At 70.9% G+C, this 17,421-nt stretch carries 14 protein-coding genes and 1 riboswitch; of the genes, 7 read left to right on the top strand and 7 right to left on the bottom strand.

The window, feature by feature from the left end:
- Positions 1–4: 4 nt before the first annotated feature.
- On the top strand, positions 5–1,027 hold the full coding sequence (locus ABD793_RS24545; RefSeq protein ID WP_344863909.1) for an alpha/beta fold hydrolase: 1,023 nt from the start codon (positions 5–7) through the stop codon (positions 1,025–1,027).
- Positions 1,028–1,138: 111 nt separating this feature from the next.
- The gene (locus tag ABD793_RS24540; protein ID WP_344863907.1) at positions 1,139–2,590 is read left to right on the top strand and encodes an amino acid permease; all 1,452 of its coding nucleotides are present in this window, start codon (positions 1,139–1,141) and stop codon (positions 2,588–2,590) included.
- A 45-nt stretch (positions 2,591–2,635) separates the two neighbouring features.
- Here ABD793_RS24540 and ABD793_RS24535 read toward each other — a convergent pair whose 3' ends face one another.
- A complete protein-coding gene (locus tag ABD793_RS24535; protein WP_344863905.1) occupies positions 2,636–3,685 on the bottom strand; it encodes an NAD(P)H-dependent flavin oxidoreductase in 1,050 nt (349 codons plus the stop codon).
- 52 nt (positions 3,686–3,737) lie between these two features.
- Between ABD793_RS24535 and ABD793_RS24530 the strand changes: the two genes are divergently transcribed.
- Together ABD793_RS24530 and ABD793_RS24525 are read left to right on the top strand one after the other, a co-directional pair.
- Positions 3,738–4,184: a pyridoxamine 5'-phosphate oxidase family protein gene (locus ABD793_RS24530; RefSeq protein WP_344863903.1), complete on the top strand. Its 447-nt coding sequence runs from the start codon at positions 3,738–3,740 to the stop codon at positions 4,182–4,184.
- Between the two features lie 179 nt (positions 4,185–4,363).
- Positions 4,364–4,567 carry a hypothetical protein gene (locus ABD793_RS24525; RefSeq protein WP_344863901.1) on the top strand — a complete coding sequence of 68 codons (204 nt, stop codon included), beginning with the start codon at positions 4,364–4,366 and terminating at the stop codon, positions 4,565–4,567.
- A 100-nt stretch (positions 4,568–4,667) separates the two neighbouring features.
- Here ABD793_RS24525 and lepA read toward each other — a convergent pair whose 3' ends face one another.
- Positions 4,668–6,560 (bottom strand): translation elongation factor 4, encoded by a 1,893-nt coding sequence (gene lepA / locus ABD793_RS24520; protein ID WP_425548755.1) that lies wholly within the window; start codon positions 6,558–6,560, stop codon positions 4,668–4,670.
- Positions 6,561–6,635: 75 nt separating this feature from the next.
- Between lepA and ABD793_RS24515 the strand changes: the two genes are divergently transcribed.
- The gene (locus tag ABD793_RS24515) at positions 6,636–7,247 is read left to right on the top strand and encodes a class I SAM-dependent methyltransferase (RefSeq protein ID WP_344863897.1); all 612 of its coding nucleotides are present in this window, start codon (positions 6,636–6,638) and stop codon (positions 7,245–7,247) included.
- On the opposite strand, the gene ABD793_RS24510 is transcribed toward ABD793_RS24515, so the two are convergent.
- Together ABD793_RS24510 and ABD793_RS24505 are read right to left on the bottom strand one after the other, a co-directional pair.
- Positions 7,244–7,618, bottom strand: a complete 375-nt coding sequence (locus ABD793_RS24510; RefSeq protein ID WP_344863895.1) for a VOC family protein — start codon at positions 7,616–7,618, stop codon at positions 7,244–7,246. The two genes, ABD793_RS24515 and ABD793_RS24510, sit on opposite strands and share 4 nt — an antisense overlap.
- 23 nt (positions 7,619–7,641) lie before the next feature.
- Positions 7,642–8,505 (bottom strand): EamA family transporter, encoded by an 864-nt coding sequence (locus tag ABD793_RS24505; protein ID WP_344863893.1) that lies wholly within the window; start codon positions 8,503–8,505, stop codon positions 7,642–7,644.
- A gap of 968 nt (positions 8,506–9,473) precedes the next feature.
- On the opposite strand from ABD793_RS24505, the gene rpsT reads away from it, so the two are divergent.
- Complete coding sequence (rpsT, locus tag ABD793_RS24500; RefSeq protein WP_344863891.1) at positions 9,474–9,734, top strand: 30S ribosomal protein S20; 261 nt, start codon at positions 9,474–9,476, stop codon at positions 9,732–9,734.
- 999 nt (positions 9,735–10,733) lie between these two features.
- Here the strand turns inward: rpsT and holA are convergent.
- A complete protein-coding gene (gene holA / locus ABD793_RS24495; protein WP_344863889.1) occupies positions 10,734–11,705 on the bottom strand; it encodes a DNA polymerase III subunit delta in 972 nt (323 codons plus the stop codon).
- Positions 11,706–11,838: 133 nt separating this feature from the next.
- Positions 11,839–11,972, top strand: a riboswitch (SAM riboswitch).
- A gap of 13 nt (positions 11,973–11,985) precedes the next feature.
- Between holA and thrC the strand changes: the two genes are divergently transcribed.
- Positions 11,986–13,251 carry a threonine synthase gene (thrC, locus tag ABD793_RS24490; RefSeq protein ID WP_344863887.1) on the top strand — a complete coding sequence of 422 codons (1,266 nt, stop codon included), beginning with the start codon at positions 11,986–11,988 and terminating at the stop codon, positions 13,249–13,251.
- Positions 13,252–14,096: 845 nt separating this feature from the next.
- Here thrC and ABD793_RS24485 read toward each other — a convergent pair.
- Both ABD793_RS24485 and ABD793_RS24480 read right to left on the bottom strand, forming a co-directional pair.
- Positions 14,097–16,487 carry a ComEC/Rec2 family competence protein gene (locus ABD793_RS24485; protein ID WP_344863885.1) on the bottom strand — a complete coding sequence of 797 codons (2,391 nt, stop codon included), beginning with the start codon at positions 16,485–16,487 and terminating at the stop codon, positions 14,097–14,099.
- A complete protein-coding gene (locus tag ABD793_RS24480) occupies positions 16,484–17,227 on the bottom strand; it encodes a ComEA family DNA-binding protein (RefSeq protein WP_344863883.1) in 744 nt (247 codons plus the stop codon). The genes ABD793_RS24485 and ABD793_RS24480 overlap by 4 nt, the downstream gene beginning before the upstream one ends.
- Positions 17,228–17,421 lie beyond the last annotated feature (194 nt).

Here is a 17,421-nt window from a genome sequence, read left to right as displayed (position 1 = left end):
GAACATGACCGCGACGGAGCGGCCCGCACCCGGCGGCAGGGGCGGCCGGAACCCCAGTGATCCGGACCCGATCCGGGAGTCCTTCCGGCGCTTTGCCGGCGTGCGGACCAGGGTGCTCGAGGTCGGTCCGCCGGTGGCCGAGGCGCCACGGCGGGTCCGCCGCCGTCCGGCCGGAAAACCGCGTGCCCCGCGTCTCGTGCTGCTGCACGGGTACTGCGACAGTGCCGATACGTGGCGTCCGGTACTCGGCGAACTCGCCGCCGAGGGCATCGCGGCCATCGCGGTCGACCTGCCCGGTTTCGGCGACGCCCAGCCGCTGCGGCCGGGCCCGATGCTGCCGCAGCTCGACGCGTTCGCCGCCGCGGTGGTCCGCGAACAGGCGGTGCTGGGCCCGGTGGTGCTGGCAGGCAACTCCCTCGGCGGCACGCTGAGCCTGCGTGCGGCGCAGAGCACCCGGCTGCCGGTGACCGGGGTGGTGTCGATCGCGGCACCCGGACTCGTCGACTCGTGGCTCGTGCGGACCGTCGCGCGCAACCCGCTGCCGTTGCGGCTGTACTCCTCGCTTCCGGTGCCGGTGCCCGGTTTCCTGGTCCGCGCGGTCGCCGAGCAGGTGGTGCCGCGGATCCTCTACGCCGACTCCCGGCACGCGGACGCCGGCCAGGTGCGCCGGTTCACCACGCTGTTCCCGGACTACCGCGCCACCACCCGCAGGCTGGAGCAGGCCCGCCAGCTGGTCGCCGAACTGGCCGGCGCCTACCGGCTCGACCTGGTGCGGGTCCCGCTGCTCGTGGTGGCCTGCGGCAAGGACAAGCTCGTCACGTCGGCTTCCGGACGACGGCTGCACACCCTCGTCCCGCACAGCAGGCTGCTCGTGCGGGAGGACTGGGGGCACTGCCCGCAGCTGGACGACCCGCCGGAGGTCGCGGAGCTGCTGTCCTTCTTCACCGCCGGGATCGTGCGCGGCACGGGGAAACCGGTGCCCGCGACGGCAGAGCCGGGTGCCGGATCGGGCACCGCGGCAGGCTGAACGGGCCGGGTTTCGTCACGGTCCGGCATCGATGCGCGGGTTGCCGAACACGCGGCCGCGGACCTAGTACGGTGCGCTGCCAGAGCTTCCCGATCTCTTGAGGAGAAAGCGATGTCCGCTCCGCGCAGCCTGGGTACCGGGTCCGGGGTCTTCCGGCGCAAACCGATCGAGGCGATCGAGAACAGCGTCGAGACCGGATTGCAGCGCACGCTGGGACTGCGCCAGCTGACCGCGATCGGTGTCGGCGGCATCATCGGGGCCGGGATCTTCTCCCTCGCCGGTGCGGTGGCGAACAAGACCGCCGGGCCCGCCGTGCTGATCTCGTTCCTGATCGCGGGTGTCGCGAGTGCCGCCGCCGCGTTCTCCTACGCCGAGTTCGCCGGCCTGATCCCGCGGGCCGGTTCGGCCTACACCTACGGCTACGCGGTGCTGGGCGAGATCGTCGGCTGGTTCATCGGATGGGACCTGCTGCTGGAGTACACCGCGATCGTGTCCGTGGTGGCGATCGGCATTTCGGGCTACTTCAACGATCTGCTCGGGTTCCTGCACGTGTCGCTGCCGCAGTGGATGGCCGGCGCGCCGGGCACCGAACCGGACGGCGTGGCGTCCGGTTCGTACAAGGTGAACCTGTTCGCCGTGCTGCTGTGCCTGCTGATCGCCTTCGTCCTGAACCAGGGCATGAAGAACGCGGCGCGGTTCGAGACTTTGCTGGTGTACCTGAAGGTCGCGCTCGTGCTGCTGGTGATCGTGGTCGGCGCCTTCCACATCAAGACCGGCAACTACAGCAACTTCTTCCCCTTCGGCGCCAGCGGTGCTTTCACCGGCGCGGCCACGGTGTTCTTCGCCGTGTTCGGTTACGACGCGATGTCGACTGCGGCGGAGGAATCGCAGGACTCGCAGAAGCACATGCCCAAGGCGATCATCTACTCGCTGGCCATTTCGATGGTGCTGTACGTGCTGGCGTGCCTGGTGCTCACCGGCATGGTGCGCTACACCGACATCGACCCGGAAGCCGCGTTCTCCAACGCTTTCGAGCGGGTCGGCCTCGGCTGGCTCGGCGCGGTGATCGCGGTGGGGGCCATCATCGGCATCCTGACCGTGCTGTTCACCTTCCTGCTCGGCGCCACCCGCGTCGGCTACTCGATGAGCCGCGACGGGCTGCTGCCGAAGTGGTTCTCGAAAACCCATCCGGTACGCAAGGTGCCTTCCCGCACCACCTGGGTGCTGGGCGGCGCCTCGGCGATCATCGCCGGCCTGCTGCCGATCAACGAGGCCGCCGAACTGACCAACATCGGCATCCTGCTGGCTTTCGTGGTGGTCTGCGTCGCGGTGATCGTGCTGCGCTACCGGCGCCCGGACCTGCCGCGCACGTTCCGCACGCCGGGCATGCCGGTGGTGCCGATCATCGGGATCGCGTTCTCGATCTGGCTGATCACGTTCCTGCAGCCGGCAACCTGGCTGCGCTTCGCGATCTGGTTCGTCATCGGGATGGTGGTGTACTTCGGCTACAGCAGGCGGCACTCCCTGCTGCACCGCAACGGCTCCGAATCCACTTCGGACTGATGCGCCGGGTCGCCCTCCTGCTCCGGAAGGCGGCCCGTTTTCCGTTCAGCGCAAGCGATCGAGCCGACCTGCGGCCGCCTTCGCCTCGGCGCGCAGACGTTCCACAACGGACGCGGCGGATCCGTCCCCGGCGAGCGGGTAGGTCTGCCCCGCCCACAACGACATCGCCTCCGGATCCCCGGCGCGACCGGCGGCCGCGCGCACCGGCTTGCTCAGATGGTGCAACTGCGGGTACGCCGCGGGTGCGTCCGCGGAAAGGTCGCCGAGCACGCGGTTCACCATGCCGCGCGCCGGGCGGCCGCTGAACGCCCTGGTGAATGCCGTTCGCCGCCCGGCCTCGGCCAGCGCCCGCCGCTGCGGCTCCGCCGTACCGGCCTCGGTGGCCTGCAGGAACGCCGTGCCCAGCTGGGCGGCCGAGGCACCGGCGGCGAGCACGGCCGCCACGTCGGCGCCGTGCACCAGCCCGCCGGAGGCCACCAGCGGAAGGCTCGTACGCGCCCCGATCAGCCGCAGCAGTGCCAGTAACCCGTACTGTTCGCCGCCCGCCGGATCCGTGGCGTCGTCGGTGAACAGCGCGCGGTGGCCACCGGCTTCCATCCCCTGCACCACCAGTGCGTCTGCACCCCGCGCTGCGGCGAGGTCGGCCTCGTCCGGGCTGGTGACCGAGACCAGCACCGTGCCACCGGCCTCGTGGATCCGCTGCGCCTCGGCCGAGGTCGGCGCGCCGAAGGTGAAGGAGACCAGCGGAACGCGCCGCTGCACCACCAGGTCGAGCTTCGCGGGGTACTCGTCGTCGTCCCATACCGGCTCACCGGGCTCGACGCCGTACCGCAGCGCCTCGGCCAGCAGCCGCTCGCGGTGCGCGGTGAGATCGGCGGCGGAGCGGCTGCCGGGGACGAAGAGGTTGGCGCCGTAGTGGCCGCCGGTGAGATCGGCGGTGTGCGCGATCTTGGCATCGAACGTCTCGACCGCGAGGTACCCCGAGGGCAGGAAGCCGAGGCCGCCTGCCGCGGTGACCGCGCCGATCAGCTCCGGCGTGCTCGGCCCGCCTGCCATCGGGGCGGCGATCACGGGGAACTCCAGATCCTCGAACATGACCGGAGCCTAGTCCCGGCAGATTTCGCGGCCCGGTGGCGTTGGGAAGAACATGACTACCGATCTGGAAACCGTGCGCGCCCTCTCCTTGCAGGAGAACGGGCTCGCGACCATCGCCACCACCCGCGCCGACGGGACCGTGCACAGCACGGTCGTCAACGCCGGCATCCACCCCGATCCGGTGACCGGCGCGCCCTCCGTCGCCTTCGTCGCCCGCGGTGACGCACGGAAGCTCGCCCTGCTGCGCCGCAGCGGCCATGCCACGGTGACTTTCCGCCGTGGCTGGCACTGGGCATCGGTGACCGGTCGCACCCACCTGCTCGGGCCGGACGACCCCGACCCGGGCTTCCCGGCCGCCGACCTGCCGGCACTGTTGCGCGAGGTCTTCAAGTCCGCGACCGGCACCCACGACGACTGGGCCGAGTACGACCGCGTGATGGCGGCCGAACGTCGCGCCGCGGTCTTCGTCACCGCGGACCGGATCCTCGGCGTGGGGTGATCTTGTTACGAGTGGGGTGATCTTGTTACGACCTGTGTGCGCATCCGGTTAACCGGGCCTCACCCGGCCGTGCGACACCTTGTTGCCTGATCGTCAACGACTGGTAAATCGTCTTGTTCGTCCGCTTTTCCCGGGGCAGGGTCCATCCCGGACACCCGATCCGACGAGAGGACCAGAGCATGACCGACAAGCACCCGTCCACCCGGCGCTGGCTGAAGCGGACCCTCGTGGCCGGCGCGTTCGCCGTGCCGATGCTCGCCGTGGCGGGCGGTTCCGCATCGGCCGCCGAGCTGACGCCGATCGCCGAGTACCTCGATTCGACGGTCGCGAGCACCTCGGCGTCCGTGGTCGGCGCACTGGCCGCAGTGCTCGGCGTGAGCTGATCCCGGTCAGCACCACGCGGCCGGAGACGGCCTGAGCGGTGGTGCCTGCCGGATCCCGAGCGGAAGCCCGGCAGGCACCACCGCAGCCGCAGGGGTGGCGCTACTTCTTGCCCTTCCCGCCGTCCTCAGTGGACAGTGCGGCGACGAAGGCCTCCTGCGGGACCTCGACCCTGCCGACGGTCTTCATCCGCTTCTTGCCTTCCTTCTGCTTCTCCAGCAGCTTGCGCTTGCGGGAGATGTCGCCGCCGTAGCACTTGGCGAGCACGTCCTTGCGGATCGCGCGGATCGTCTCGCGTGCGATGATCCGCGAGCCGATCGCGGCCTGGATCGGCACCTCGAACTGCTGACGCGGGATCAGCTCGCGCAGCCGGGTGGCCATCCGGTTTCCGTAGGCGTAGGCCGCGTCCTTGTGCACGATCGCGGAGAACGCGTCCACCGCCTCGCCCTGCAGCAGGATGTCGACCTTCACCAGGTCGGCCATCTGCTCGCCGGACTCCTCGTAGTCGAGTGAGGCGTACCCGCGGGTGCGGGACTTCAGCGTGTCGAAGAAGTCGAAGATGATCTCCGCCAGCGGGATCGTGTAGCGCAGCTCCACCCGGTCCTCGGACAGGTAGTCCATGCCCAGCAGCGTGCCGCGCTTGGACTGGCACAGCTCCATGATCGTGCCGACGAACTCCGAGGGCGCCAGGATGCTCACCTTGGACACCGGCTCGTGCACCTCGGCGAGTTTCAGCCCGGTCGGCCAGTCCGACGGGTTGGTGACCACGACCTCGCTGCGGTCCTCCAGCAGCACCCGGTAGACCACGTTCGGCGCGGTCGAGATCAGGTCGAGACCGAACTCGCGCTCCAGCCGGTCGCGGGTGATCTCCAGGTGCAGCAGCCCGAGGAACCCGCAGCGGAAGCCGAAGCCCAGTGCCACCGACGTCTCCGGCTCGTAGACCAGTGCCGCATCGTTGAGCTGCAGCTTCTCCAGCGCCTCGCGCAGTTCCGGGTAGTCCGATCCGTCCACCGGGTACAGCCCGGAGAACACCATCGGCTTCGGCTCGCGGTAGCCGGCCAGCGGTTCCTTCGCACCGCCCCGCTCGGAGGTCACGGTGTCGCCGACCTTCGACTGCCGGACGTCCTTCACCCCGGTGATCAGGTAGCCGACCTCGCCGACGCCGAGGCCCTTGCTGCGCTTCGGCTCCGGCGAGATGATGCCGACCTCGAGCAGCTCGTGCGTGGCGCCGGTGGACATCATCCGGATCTTCTCGCGCGGGGTGATCCTGCCGTCCACCACGCGGATGTAGGTGACCACCCCGCGGTAGGTGTCGTAGACCGAGTCGAAGATCATCGCGCGGGCAGGCGCGTCCGAATCGCCGACCGGCGGCGGGACCTGGCGCACGCACTCGTCGAGCAGCTCGGTCACGCCGAGGCCGGTCTTCGCCGAGACCCGCAGCACGTCCGCGGGCTCGCACCCGATGATGTGCGCGATCTCGGCCGCGTACTTGTCCGGATCGGCCGAGGGCAGGTCGATCTTGTTGAGCACCGGGATGATGTGCAGGTCGTTCTCGAGCGCGAGGTACAGGTTGGCCAGAGTCTGCGCCTCGATCCCCTGTGCGGCGTCGACCAGCAGGATCGCACCCTCGCAGGCCTCCAGCGCGCGGGAGACCTCGTAGGTGAAGTCGACGTGGCCCGGGGTGTCGATCAGGTGCAGCACGTGGTCCTGGCCGTCGACCTGCCACGGCAGGCGCACGTTCTGGGCCTTGATGGTGATGCCGCGTTCCCGCTCGATGTCCATCCGGTCGAGGTACTGCGCGCGCATGGCCCGCTCCTCGACGACACCGGTGAGCTGCAGCATCCGGTCGGCCAGGGTCGACTTGCCGTGGTCGATGTGCGCGATGATGCAGAAGTTGCGGATGAGCTCCGGCGGCGTGAAGGTGGTGTCGGCGAACGTCTTGGGCGCTGTCACTCGATGTGTCCTCGGGAACGGTCGGGGGTGGCCAGCCACCATCGTCCCATGGACCTCCGGGTGTCAGTGGGGGTCATCCCCGATGCGAGACCGCGAAGCTCGTGGTGACCTCGAAGTATGACCACTTCGCACTCTCCCGTACCGGATCCCGCCGGCGGTCTGGACGCCGCGCTGGACCGGGCCTTCGGCCACCCCAGCGGCCTGCTGGGCAGGCTCGGCGGCACGCTGATGGCGTTCGGCAACGCCGCCACCGAACGGCGTGTCGTCGAGGTGGCCCGGCTCGAACCCGACGAGACGGTGCTCGTCGTCGGCCCCGGCCCCGGCGTCGGCCTCGCCGCCGCGAGCGAGCTGGCAGGCAGGGTGATCGGCATCGAACCCTCGGACGAGATGCGCGGGCTGTGCCGCGAACGCTGTGGTGACCGGGTCGAGCTGCGCGCGGGCACGGCGGCTCGCACCGGCTGCGCGGACACCGGCGTGGACGTGGTGCTGAGCGTGAACAACGTCCAGCTGTGGGAAGACCGGGCGGCCGCGTTCGGCGAGCTGTTCCGGGTGCTGCGCCCCGGCGGACGGCTGCTGGTGTCCGCGCACGAGAAATGGCTGCCGGTCACCCGGCACGAGCTCGCCGACGAGGCCGCCGAGGCCGGCTTCACCGACCTGCAGACCTGGACCTGGGACCCGCCCGGCTTCACCGCACTGGCCGCGCAGCTGCGGGCCCGGAAACCGGGCTAACGGTTGTCGCGGCGCAGCGGGTGGTCTTCGGGTACTTCGACGAGCACGATCCGCAGCCCGTCCGGATCGGTGATCCATGCCTCGTCCGTCCCCCACGGCTCGCGCTGCGGCCCGCGCACCGGCCGGACCCCGCGCCCGGCCAGTTCGGCCAGCGCCGCGGGCAGGTCACGCACCTGCAGGAACAGATTCACGTCCTGGCTCGGCGCCGTCTCCCCGGTGCCGACCACCTCGATCGAGCCACCTCCGGCGAAGAACCGGGTACCGCCGGGGAATTCGCGTTCGACCGCCAGACCCAGTTTGTCCCGGTAGAACTCCGTGGTGACCTGCTGGTCGCGGGGGTGGATCAGGACGCGGCTGCTCAGTACTTCCATGGCGTCCTGCCTACCGGAGCGGCTCAGGCCACCGCAATCGCGGCTATCCCGGCCAGCACGACCAGTGAGCCGGCCAGCCGGCGCACCGCATTGCGCTCCCCCAGCACCAGCCACGCGGCGATCCCGCCGAGGACGATCGACAGCTCCCTCGCCGGTGCCACGAGGCTGACCGGCGCTATTTGCAGCGCGTACAGCACCAGCAGGTACGCCACCGGTGAGGCCAGCCCGACGATCAGCACCTCGCGGCGGTGCTCCCGCCAGAGCCGCCGGAGCGCGGTCCTGCCTCGCACGACCGTCGGCGCGAGCAGCACGCTCTGTCCCAGCGCCCCTCCGCCGAAGTACACCAACGGCGGCACGCCGAGCGTGGTCACCGAATGCGCGTCCCAGAGCGTGTAGGCCGCGATGGTGGCACCGGTGAGCACGCCGTAGAACACGCCTGCCCGCCGCGCGCCGGCGTCGGCACCGCTCCCGCCGAGGCTGATCACCAGTACCCCCGCCACGACGAGAAAGGCGCCGACGAGGCCGAGCACGCCGGGGTGCTCGTGCAGCACGAGAACCGCCGCGAGCACCGACAACAACGGTCCGGTCCCGCGCGCCAGCGGGTAGACGATCGACAGATCACCGACTTGGTACCCGCGCTGCAGAACGGTCCCGTACACGACGTGCAGCACCGCCGTCACGAGTGCCGCACCCAGCCACGTCCACTGTGGACGCTCCGGCTCGACGGCAAGCGCCACCACGACGACAGGCAGCATGCCGACCGCGGAGACGGTGTAGTACAGCCAGACGAACCGCGCGCCACCGGAGGAAACCCGCTTGGCCGCGAGGTTCCAGCCGGCATGCACGACCGCGGCGATGAGAACCATAACGAGAGCGGTGCCGTTCACGGAGACCCCTTCTGGTCTTCCGCGCGCGCCGAAGACCGGGTCCTCCAGGCTTTTGTCCCGTCAGATGAACGGCAGGGCGCCGGCCCCGCCGATGGTGCCGCTCGGACCAGCCCCACCGGCCCTCGTTGTCTCAGCGACCCGCTCACGAAAAGCGAATCCCGGCCCGGCAGCGGAACCCTAGGCACTACCACCCCCACGGTAACCGAAACACCAGGAGAACGCCGCGCGGCCTCCACCTCATCCGGCTCCGGCTCCGCTCCCGGCGCGACGGCTGCCGCAGCCGGAGCAGCTCGGGTTCTGGGGCTGGGCCGGGGGCTGGGGTGCTTGAGGTTCGGGGATTCGAGGCGTTCGAGGACGTTGGGACGCTGACCTGGGGCGCCAGGCTCCCGGACGGGAACGGCGGCCAGGCTCCCGGGCGGCGACGGGGTTCTGGGGCCGCCGAGCCAGGCATCCCGGGCGAGAAAGAGGCTGGGGTGCCGAGGCGGAGGGTCTTGGGGTTCGAGGGCTTTTGGGGCTCCGGACCGGAGTGTCGGACCGGAGTGTCGGACCGGAGTGTCGGACCGGAGTGTCGGACCGGAGTGTCGGACCGGAGTGTCGGACCGGAGTGTCGGACCGGAGTGTCGGACCGGAGTGTCGGCTGAGGCTCAGGTTCAAGGGCGCCGGAGTCAAGGCCCCAGGGTCCCAACGTGCTAAGGCGTCGGGCGCTGGATGCCGGGTGCCGGGTCCGAGGGCGGGGTTCCGGAAGTGCCGGGGCGCTGGGTGACTGGCGCTGGGTGACTGGGCGCTGGGCGCTGGGTGACTGGGCGTTGGCCGTTGGGGTGCCGCAAGGGGCTGCGAGCAGGGCTGTTAGGCTTTCTCCTCGTTGTCGTGCGGCATTCCGTCAGGGAGGAAACCCGGCTGCCCCCGAGGCGGGCCGGAGCCACCACGTCGCGGCAACGACCTTCACCGAGAGAACCAGGAGCGCCTCCATGGCCAACATCAAGTCGCAGATCAAGCGCATCAGCACCAACGAGAAGGCGCGCCAGCGCAACCTGTCGATCCGGTCCTCGGTGAAGACCGCGATCCGCAAGTTCCGCGAGGCCGCCGAGTCCGGGGACAAGGACAAGGCCCTCGAACTGCAGCGCGAGGCCGCCCGCAAGCTCGACAAGGCCGTGACCAAGGGCGTCATCCACGCCAACCAGGCCGCGAACAAGAAGTCGGCACTCGCGAAGCGCGCGAACCAGCTCTGAGCACACCCTCGGCAAAGGCCCGGTGACTTCGGTCACCGGGCCTTTGCCGTCTCCCGGGTCTTCCAGCCCGCGCACCACACCCCGCACGTGCCCCCGCTCCGTCTCCGCCTCCGTGACGCCTCCGCCTCCGTGACGCCTCCGCCTCCGTGACGCCTCCGCCTCCGCCTCCGCCTCCGTGACGCCAGCAAATCTCCAGCCGGCGCACGAACGGTCCGCTGAGTCCGCGATAGATACGCCGCCGGCGAGATCGCTCAGGCGAATCACCGCCACTCTCCGCGATGACCGACGACCGGACGCACCGCCCGCACCCGCCACGCGAGCACTCGCCAATCACCCTCGGTACCGGCAACCCGCTCCACCCACCAATGCCCCTCCGCGATGCCCGCCGCACCCGCCACCAGGTGCCTCCGGCACCTGCGCGCACCGCGCTCATCACCATCCACACCAGCGCCTGCCACCCCGGCCACCCCAGCACTCACCACACCGGTCACGAGGCCCCCTTTCGCACCAACACCCGTGCCAGGCGCCACCGACGCCAGCACTCACCACACCGGTCGCCAGGCGCCTTCCGCACCAGCGCCCGCCACACCGGTCACCAGGCCGCCCTCGGCACCAACACCCGCGCCAGGCGCCACCGACGCCAGCGCTCACCACACCGGTCGCCAGGCGCCTTCGACATCAACGCCCGCCACACCGGTCACCGGGCGCCTTCGACACCGGTGGCCACTACACCCGTCACCGTCCGCACCAGCGCTCGCCACATCGGGCCCGGTGTGAGCTTCGATGATCACCGTCCGCACCGAAGCCGACTGTATGCCTCGCCGGGCGTTGTCGATACCTGTGCGCGGGTGTTCGCGGTCGGTTCGGCGACGGCGTCGGCGAGTCGGGCCAGATACGTCGCGCTCTCAGTGCCGGCGGGGCCGCGTCACGTTCGCCGCTCTCGGCGTTGGCCGGTCACGCCGCCTCGGCGACCCTGTGCGGCCGGTGGCGGGGCAGGGCTCAGCGGTCGCCCTTGGCGGTGACCACCTCGGACACGGCTCGTTCCAGGGCGTAGTCCGCGTCGGCGGCGGCGCCCTTCACTTCGGCGTTCAGCCTGGCCACCACGCGCATCGCGACGGCGAGGCCGTCCTGGCCCCAACCGCGCGCCTGGCCCTGTGCCTTCCGGATTTTCCACGGTGGCATGCCCAGCTCGCCTGCCATCTGGTTCGGATTGCCGCGACCGGCCGCGGAGACCCGGGCGATGGTGCGCACCGCGTCGGCCAGTGCATCGGCCACCAGCACGTGCGGAACGCCCAGCTGCATGGCCCAGCGCAGCGATTCCAGTGCCGCCGCCCGGTCGCCTGCCACCGCCTTCTCCGCCACGGCGAATCCGGTCACATCCGCACGTCCGGTGTGGTAACGCCGCACTGCCTGTTCGTCGACCGCGCCGCCGGTGTCTGCGACCAGCTGGGCCGCCGCCGACGACAGTTCACGCAGATCGGAGCCGACGGAGTCGAGCAACGCCACTACCCCGGCCGCGTCGATTTTGCCACCCGCGCGGCGGACTTCGTTGCGCACGAACGATTCCCGCTCGGCCGGTTTGCCGAGCTTGAGGCATTCGGTGATCTCCGCGCCCGCTTTCTTCAGCGCGCCCGGCAACGCCTTGGCCGCCTTGCTGCGCCCCCCGCCGCTGTGCACGACCACCAGCACCACCCCGTCGGCCGGCGCCTTCAGATAACCGAGCACGGCGTCGGACAGATCCTGCGAGATGTCCTGTGCGGACTCCAGCACGATCACCCGTCCTTCGGCGAACAGCGAGGGGCTCACCATCTCGGCCAGCTCGGGCGGTGTGAGTTCGGACACGCGCACGCGGGTGAGGTCGGCCGTCGGGTCCACGGCCCGCGCGGCGTCCAGTGCGCCGCGCACAGCTCGTTCGATGAGCAGTTCTTCCTCGCCCGTGACGAGGTGCAGCGGCGCGGGTGCGGTGGTCACCCGGCCATCCTCTCACCCGGACGCCGGAGCGCCCGCTCCGGTGATCTGGCCCGCCTCCATGGCACGAACTGATCGCCATGTCGTACGGTGTAGCCGAGGCAGCGCCCACGGCGGCGCGCCGACAACCGAATACCGCTCATCCAGAGGGGCAGAGGGAACGGCCCGACGAAGCCCCGGCAACCGGCGTACAGCCCGTCACTCCGCGATCGCGGAGTAGCTGACGATCACGGTGCCAATTCCGGCCCGCTCCCGCGGGGCAGATGAGGAAAGGAACCTCGCGATGACTGCAGCCCTCGGCACGACCTCCACCAGCAAGACCCTCGACCTCGGACCGGCCGTCGAACTGGTGTCGAAGGAAGAAGGGCACCGGCAGCCGCTCGCCCCGGAGTTCGTCTCCGCCGAGGACTTGTCGCCACTCGAGGTCGCCTACGACTTCGGCCGCGTGCGCCGCGAGGACATCGAGGCAGGCCCGAACAACATCTGGCGCTACAAGAAACTCCTTCCCGTTCCCTCGACGGTCGAGCAGACCCCGAACACCGAACCCGGCGGCACCCGGCTGGTGCGCGCCGATCGGCTCGCCAAGGCTCTCGGTGTCAAGCGCGTGTGGGTCAAGGACGACACCGGCAACCCCACGCATTCGTTCAAGGACCGCGTGGTCGCCGTGGCGCTGGCGGCCGCCCGCGAGTTCGGGTTCGAGGTCCTCGCGTGTCCCTCGACCGGCAACCTTGCCAACGCGACGGCCGCCGCGGCGGCCCGCGCCGGCTGGCGGTCGGTCGTGCTGATCCCGAAGAGCCTCGAACGTGCCAAGATCCTCACCACTGCGGTCTACGACGGCGACCTGGTCGCGGTCGACGGCAACTACGACGACGTGAACCGGCTCGCCACCGAACTGGCTGGCGAGCACCCGAAGTGGGCGTTCGTGAACGTCAACGTCCGCCCCTACTACTCCGAGGGCTCGAAGACCCTCGCCTTCGAGGTCGCCGAGCAGCTCGGCTGGCGGCTGCCCGAACAGATCGTGGTCCCGATCGCCTCCGGCTCGCAGCTGACCAAGGTGGACAAGGGTTTCCGCGAACTCGGCCAGCTCGGCCTCGTGGACGCCAGCCCGTACAAGGTGTTCGGCGCACAGGCCACCGGCTGTTCCCCGGTGTCGACGGCGTTCCGCAACGGACACGACGTGGTCCAGCCGGTGAAACCGGACACCATCGCCCGCTCGCTCGCGATCGGCAACCCGGCCGACGGCCCCTACGTGCTCGACGTGGTCAACCGCACCGGCGGTGCGATCGAGGACGTGACCGACGAGGAGGTCGTGGAGGGCATCCGGCTGCTCGCCCGCACCGAAGGCATCTTCACCGAAACGGCGGGCGGCGTCACTGTCGCCACCGCGAAGAAGCTCGTCGAAGCAGGCAAACTCGACCCGGACGCGGAGACCGTGCTCCTCATCACCGGTGACGGCCTCAAGACCCTCGACGCGGTGGAGAACCACGTCGGCCCGAAGGCGACGGTGCCACCGTCCGCCGAAGCCGTGGCCAAGGCACTCGGCTACTGACCCTTCGACAGCCCCCCTTTCGCAAGATGTCCGGACACACAAGGTCTTGCCGTCCGAGACGGTCGTGAACCGTCCGGGACGTTCGTGGGGCCCGAATTCGGGCCCCACGAACGTTGCCGACGAGGCGTCCCCCGCACGGCAGCGCGGTCGAAGGCACGACAGCCCAGGCGTTGCGCCACATCCGGCGGAACCGCTCGCGACACACCACGAGCCAGCTCCCCCGACTGTCCGCCGAAGCGGGAATCCCGACGGTCAGCAACTAGCTCACCGGGCACCGGCACGGACAGACGCTGAGGACGTCGCGCCCGCCAGCCCGAGGCAGGTGTATGGGCGACGCCGAACTCGCACCCACCAGCGCGTCCCGGGCCAACGTGGGCGGAATGGCTTCCGCGTCCGCCACCACGAGCCGGCCGGCGTGAACGATGCCGGCCTCACAGCCACCAGCGCGCCAGACCGACCAAGGCGCCGTGACTCCCGCGCCCGTCAGCACGCACCGGGCCAGCCGGAGCGACGTGCATCTCACGCTCGCCAGCACCAGGTCAGTTTGGGCGAGGAGACTACCCAGTCCGTCGGCATGCACCGACCGGCCCGGCGACGTCTATCTCGCGCCACAGCATGACCCGGGCCAGTCTCGGACCGGCGGACGTCATCCACCAGCTCGAGCCAGACCAGCTCGCCGCCGGGACGGTCCGTGGCCATGCCGCGGCGACGGACCTCCTCGCTGCAGCTGTGCGGTCACGGTCGCCGCTGGCCTGTTCTTCGCGCGCTCCAGGTGCAGCAACTCAGCCAGGTGGTCGCGTTCGGATCCAGCGCGCCGAGTCCGGGCAGCGCATCCGGCTCAGGCACTAATGTGGCGGCCCCCGCGGTTCTCCGCGGCGCGCAACTGCCGGTCCGCCATCCCCGGGCAGCACGGCGGTGTCGCCGTCGAGATCGGTTCGGGTGACCAGCGCACCCAACGTCCCCAGGACGTCCACTGTGGACTTGCTCGGATGCCCGTACACGTTGCCTTCGCCGACGCTGATCAACGCGGCCCGTGGGCGCACTGCGGACAGGAACTGAGGCAGCGAGTACTTGGAACCGTGGTGTGGCACCTTCAGCACGTCCGCGTGCAGATCCACCCCATCGGCCAGCAAATCCGCCTGCGCGGCGAGCTCGACGTCACCGCTCAGCAGCACCCGGCCCGCGGACGTGCCCGCACGCAGCACCACGGAGCTGTTGTTGATCATCGTGCCGTCCTGCAGGGCCGGTGACCGCCGGGTGACGTAGCGCGGTCCGAGCACGTCGAGGGACAGCCCCGGCCAGTCCAGCCGTTGGCCTTGGCTCAGCTCCACCAGGGGAACCCGGTGCCGCGCGGCCTCGCCGGAGACCTGCTGCCACGCCCAGGCGGGTGCCCGCCCCGGCCCGACCGCGATCGCGCCGACCGCCCGCCCGTCGAACACGGATGCGAGCCCGCCCACGTGATCCGCGTGCAGGTGGCTCAGCACGACCAACGGCACCCGGTCCACGCCCAGCCGGCGCAGGCATTCGTCGACCGGCCCCGGCTCGGGTCCGGTGTCGACCACCACCGCGCGCCCGGGATCGGCCGTGGCCAGCACGAGCGCGTCGCCCTGACCGACGTCGCATTCCACCACCGCCCACCCGTCCGGCGGCCAGCCGGGCGCCAGCACCCGGACGGGCACCACTGCCAGCAGCACCACGACCAGGGCGACCGCCACGAGCACCCGCAGCCGGCGAAACCGCAGTACCACCACGACCAGCACCAGAATCCCGGCCGCGCACACACCGCCCAGCCAGCCGCCGGGCCAGCCGAGCACCGCACCGGGTGCCCGTGCGCCATGCCGGGCCACGGTGATCAGCCACCTCGCTTCCGGATCGGCCAGCCGGACCAGCACGTGCCCGGCGCCGGTCCACCACGGCCCGACGACGGTAGCCAGCACGCCCAGCACGGTGACCGGGGCGACCACCGGCGCGGCGAGCACGTTGGTGATCACCGAGACCAGGCTGATCGTGCCCGCCATCCCGGCGATCACCGGTGCGGTGACCACGAACGCCGCGAGCGGAACCGCAAGGCCCTCCGCGTAACCCGGGGGAATTCCCCGGCGCGCCAACGAATCCGCCCATCGTGGCGCGAGCAGCACGAGGCCGGCGGTCGCCAGCACCGACAGCGCGAAGCCGAAGTCGACCGCCATCGCCGGATCCCATGCGACGAGCACGCACACCGCGAACGCGAGCGCGGGCAATGCGGAACCACGCCGCCCCAACGCCAGCGCGAGCAGGCCGACCGCACCCATCACCCCGGCCCGCACCACACTGGGCTCCGGCCCGACCAGCACCAGGAATCCGACCAGGCAGGCGCCGGCGGCCGAAGCAGACAGCTTCGGACCGGCCCGCAGCAGCCGGCACACCAGCAGCACAGCGCCGCAGACGATCGCCACATTCCCTCCGCTCACCGCCATGAGGTGAGTGAGCCCGGACGCGGTGAACTCCTGCTCCACCTGTTGCGGCAGCGCACTCGTGTCGCCGAGCACCAATCCGGGCAGCAGCCCGGCCGGTTCTTCCGGCAAGATCGAGCAGAGGCTGTGAAGGCCGCTCCGCAACGCCTCGGCCGCGCGCTGCCACCACGATGCCGGGCCGACCTCTGCCGGACCGTCACGTACCGAGAGCACCGCTACGGTCAGCTCCCCGCCCCGTGCCGGCGCGAGCCGTCCGGACGCCACGACCTCCTGTCCTGGCAGCAGTTTGCCCCATCCCGCGACCGGCGCGAGCAGGAGAACGCGCCCCGTCGACCCGACCGCACGACCGTCCACTGTGGCCGCTTCCACCCGGGCAGGTATGGCCACCGACCGCGTTCCGGCCTGCTGATCGGCGTAACCCGCCTGATGAATCGGCCTCGGCCGCTCACTGATCTCGACCCGGAGTGACGCGACCGTCCCCCGCTCGGCGGCCGCGCCGAGCACGTCGTGCTCCGCATCGTGGATCCGCGCCGCCGTGGGAATCGCAGCGACGAGCCCCAGGAACAGCAAGGCACCGCTGGCTCCGAGGAACCGCCGACGACCACGGGCCAGCAGCACCAGCGCCGCCCCCACCGCCAACGCCCCCACCGCGACGGCCGCCCACCAGCCGAACCGCAGCCCGGCGAGCGCGCCCGCCCATCCCGCGATCGCCGCGGGCACGAGGCGGAAGTCGTGCTCACGCCGGGAGGTCGCCCCGGTGTCCGACCGGCTGGTGATCGTCATCCGACAGCCACCTGCTCGCGCAGCTTCTCGAACTTGCTCTCCCCGATGCCGTCGACGTCGCGAAGCTGCTCGACGCTCGTGAAACCGCCGTGCTGGGTACGCCATTCGACGATGCGCTGCGCAGTGACCTCACCGACGCCGGGGAGGGTGTCGAGCTGGTCCGGGGTCGCGGAGTTCAGGTCGATCTTGCCGGGTGCGGCTCCGGCGCCCGCCGCAGCGGTCTGGGCCACCGGCAGGCCGACCGCGAGCTGCTCGCCGTCGGTGAGCTTGCGCGCCAGGTTGATGCCGGACAGATCGGTGCCCGGCTCCGCATCACCGGCGGCCCGCAGCGCGTCGGCCACCCGCGAACCCGCCGGAACCGTGACCAGCCCCGGTTTCCGCACGTGCCCGATGACGCTGACCACCAGCTTGGAGGTCGCCGACGTGGTCGCTGCCGGAGCCTGGGCCCGCGCGCTCGGCAACTGTGGGGCGACCTCGGCCGCAGGCGATCCGCCGAACACCGCGAACCCGATGGCCACCACGGCGGCGGCCAGTACCGCCGCGAGGGCGACGAGAACGCTCCGACGGCCGAGTACCGCAGGCAAGCCGGGGTGGCCGGGGTCGGCGCCCCCGGGCAGCCAGCGGCGGACCAGCCTGCCACCGGGCCCGACCGTGCGCGGGCCCGCGGCCAGCTGGTCGGCCAGCCAGGCGAGCCTGGCGTTGACGGGAGTGCCCGGATCCCGGGCGGACTGCTCGAACACACGATCGACGCTAGAGACCCGCCGGGTCGGCGGCGAGCAGATTCCGCGGGGGCTGTGGACAACCCACCCCTTGTGGACAACCCGGAGCTCGCACGGCCGGATTTTCGTCGATCCCGCTGCCCCGAGCGGCGATCTGCCGCCATCTCAGCGGGTCCGGGCACTGGCCATCGCAACGCCCGGGAACCAGCGCAGAT

It is taken from the genome of Amycolatopsis ultiminotia, assembly GCF_039536925.1.
GTDB lineage: Bacteria > Actinomycetota > Actinomycetes > Mycobacteriales > Pseudonocardiaceae > Amycolatopsis > Amycolatopsis ultiminotia.
This window is presented reverse-complemented; position numbering and strand designations above follow the sequence as displayed.

Bases quoted from the DNA above. Each gene is read 5' to 3' on its own strand.
- ABD793_RS24545 (WP_344863909.1), top strand. From the start codon at position 5: ATGACCGCGACGGAGCGGCCCGCACCCGGCGGCAGGGGCGGCCGGAAC.
- ABD793_RS24540 (WP_344863907.1), top strand. From the start codon at position 1,139: ATGTCCGCTCCGCGCAGCCTGGGTACCGGGTCCGGGGTCTTCCGGCGC.
- ABD793_RS24535 (WP_344863905.1), bottom strand. From the start codon at position 3,685: ATGTTCGAGGATCTGGAGTTCCCCGTGATCGCCGCCCCGATGGCAGGC.
- ABD793_RS24530 (WP_344863903.1), top strand. From the start codon at position 3,738: ATGACTACCGATCTGGAAACCGTGCGCGCCCTCTCCTTGCAGGAGAAC.
- ABD793_RS24525 (WP_344863901.1), top strand. From the start codon at position 4,364: ATGACCGACAAGCACCCGTCCACCCGGCGCTGGCTGAAGCGGACCCTC.
- lepA (WP_425548755.1), bottom strand. From the start codon at position 6,560: ATGGTGGCTGGCCACCCCCGACCGTTCCCGAGGACACATCGAGTGACA.
- ABD793_RS24515 (WP_344863897.1), top strand. From the start codon at position 6,636: ATGACCACTTCGCACTCTCCCGTACCGGATCCCGCCGGCGGTCTGGAC.
- ABD793_RS24510 (WP_344863895.1), bottom strand. From the start codon at position 7,618: ATGGAAGTACTGAGCAGCCGCGTCCTGATCCACCCCCGCGACCAGCAG.
- rpsT (WP_344863891.1), top strand. From the start codon at position 9,474: ATGGCCAACATCAAGTCGCAGATCAAGCGCATCAGCACCAACGAGAAG.
- thrC (WP_344863887.1), top strand. From the start codon at position 11,986: ATGACTGCAGCCCTCGGCACGACCTCCACCAGCAAGACCCTCGACCTC.
- ABD793_RS24485 (WP_344863885.1), bottom strand. From the start codon at position 16,487: ATGACGATCACCAGCCGGTCGGACACCGGGGCGACCTCCCGGCGTGAG.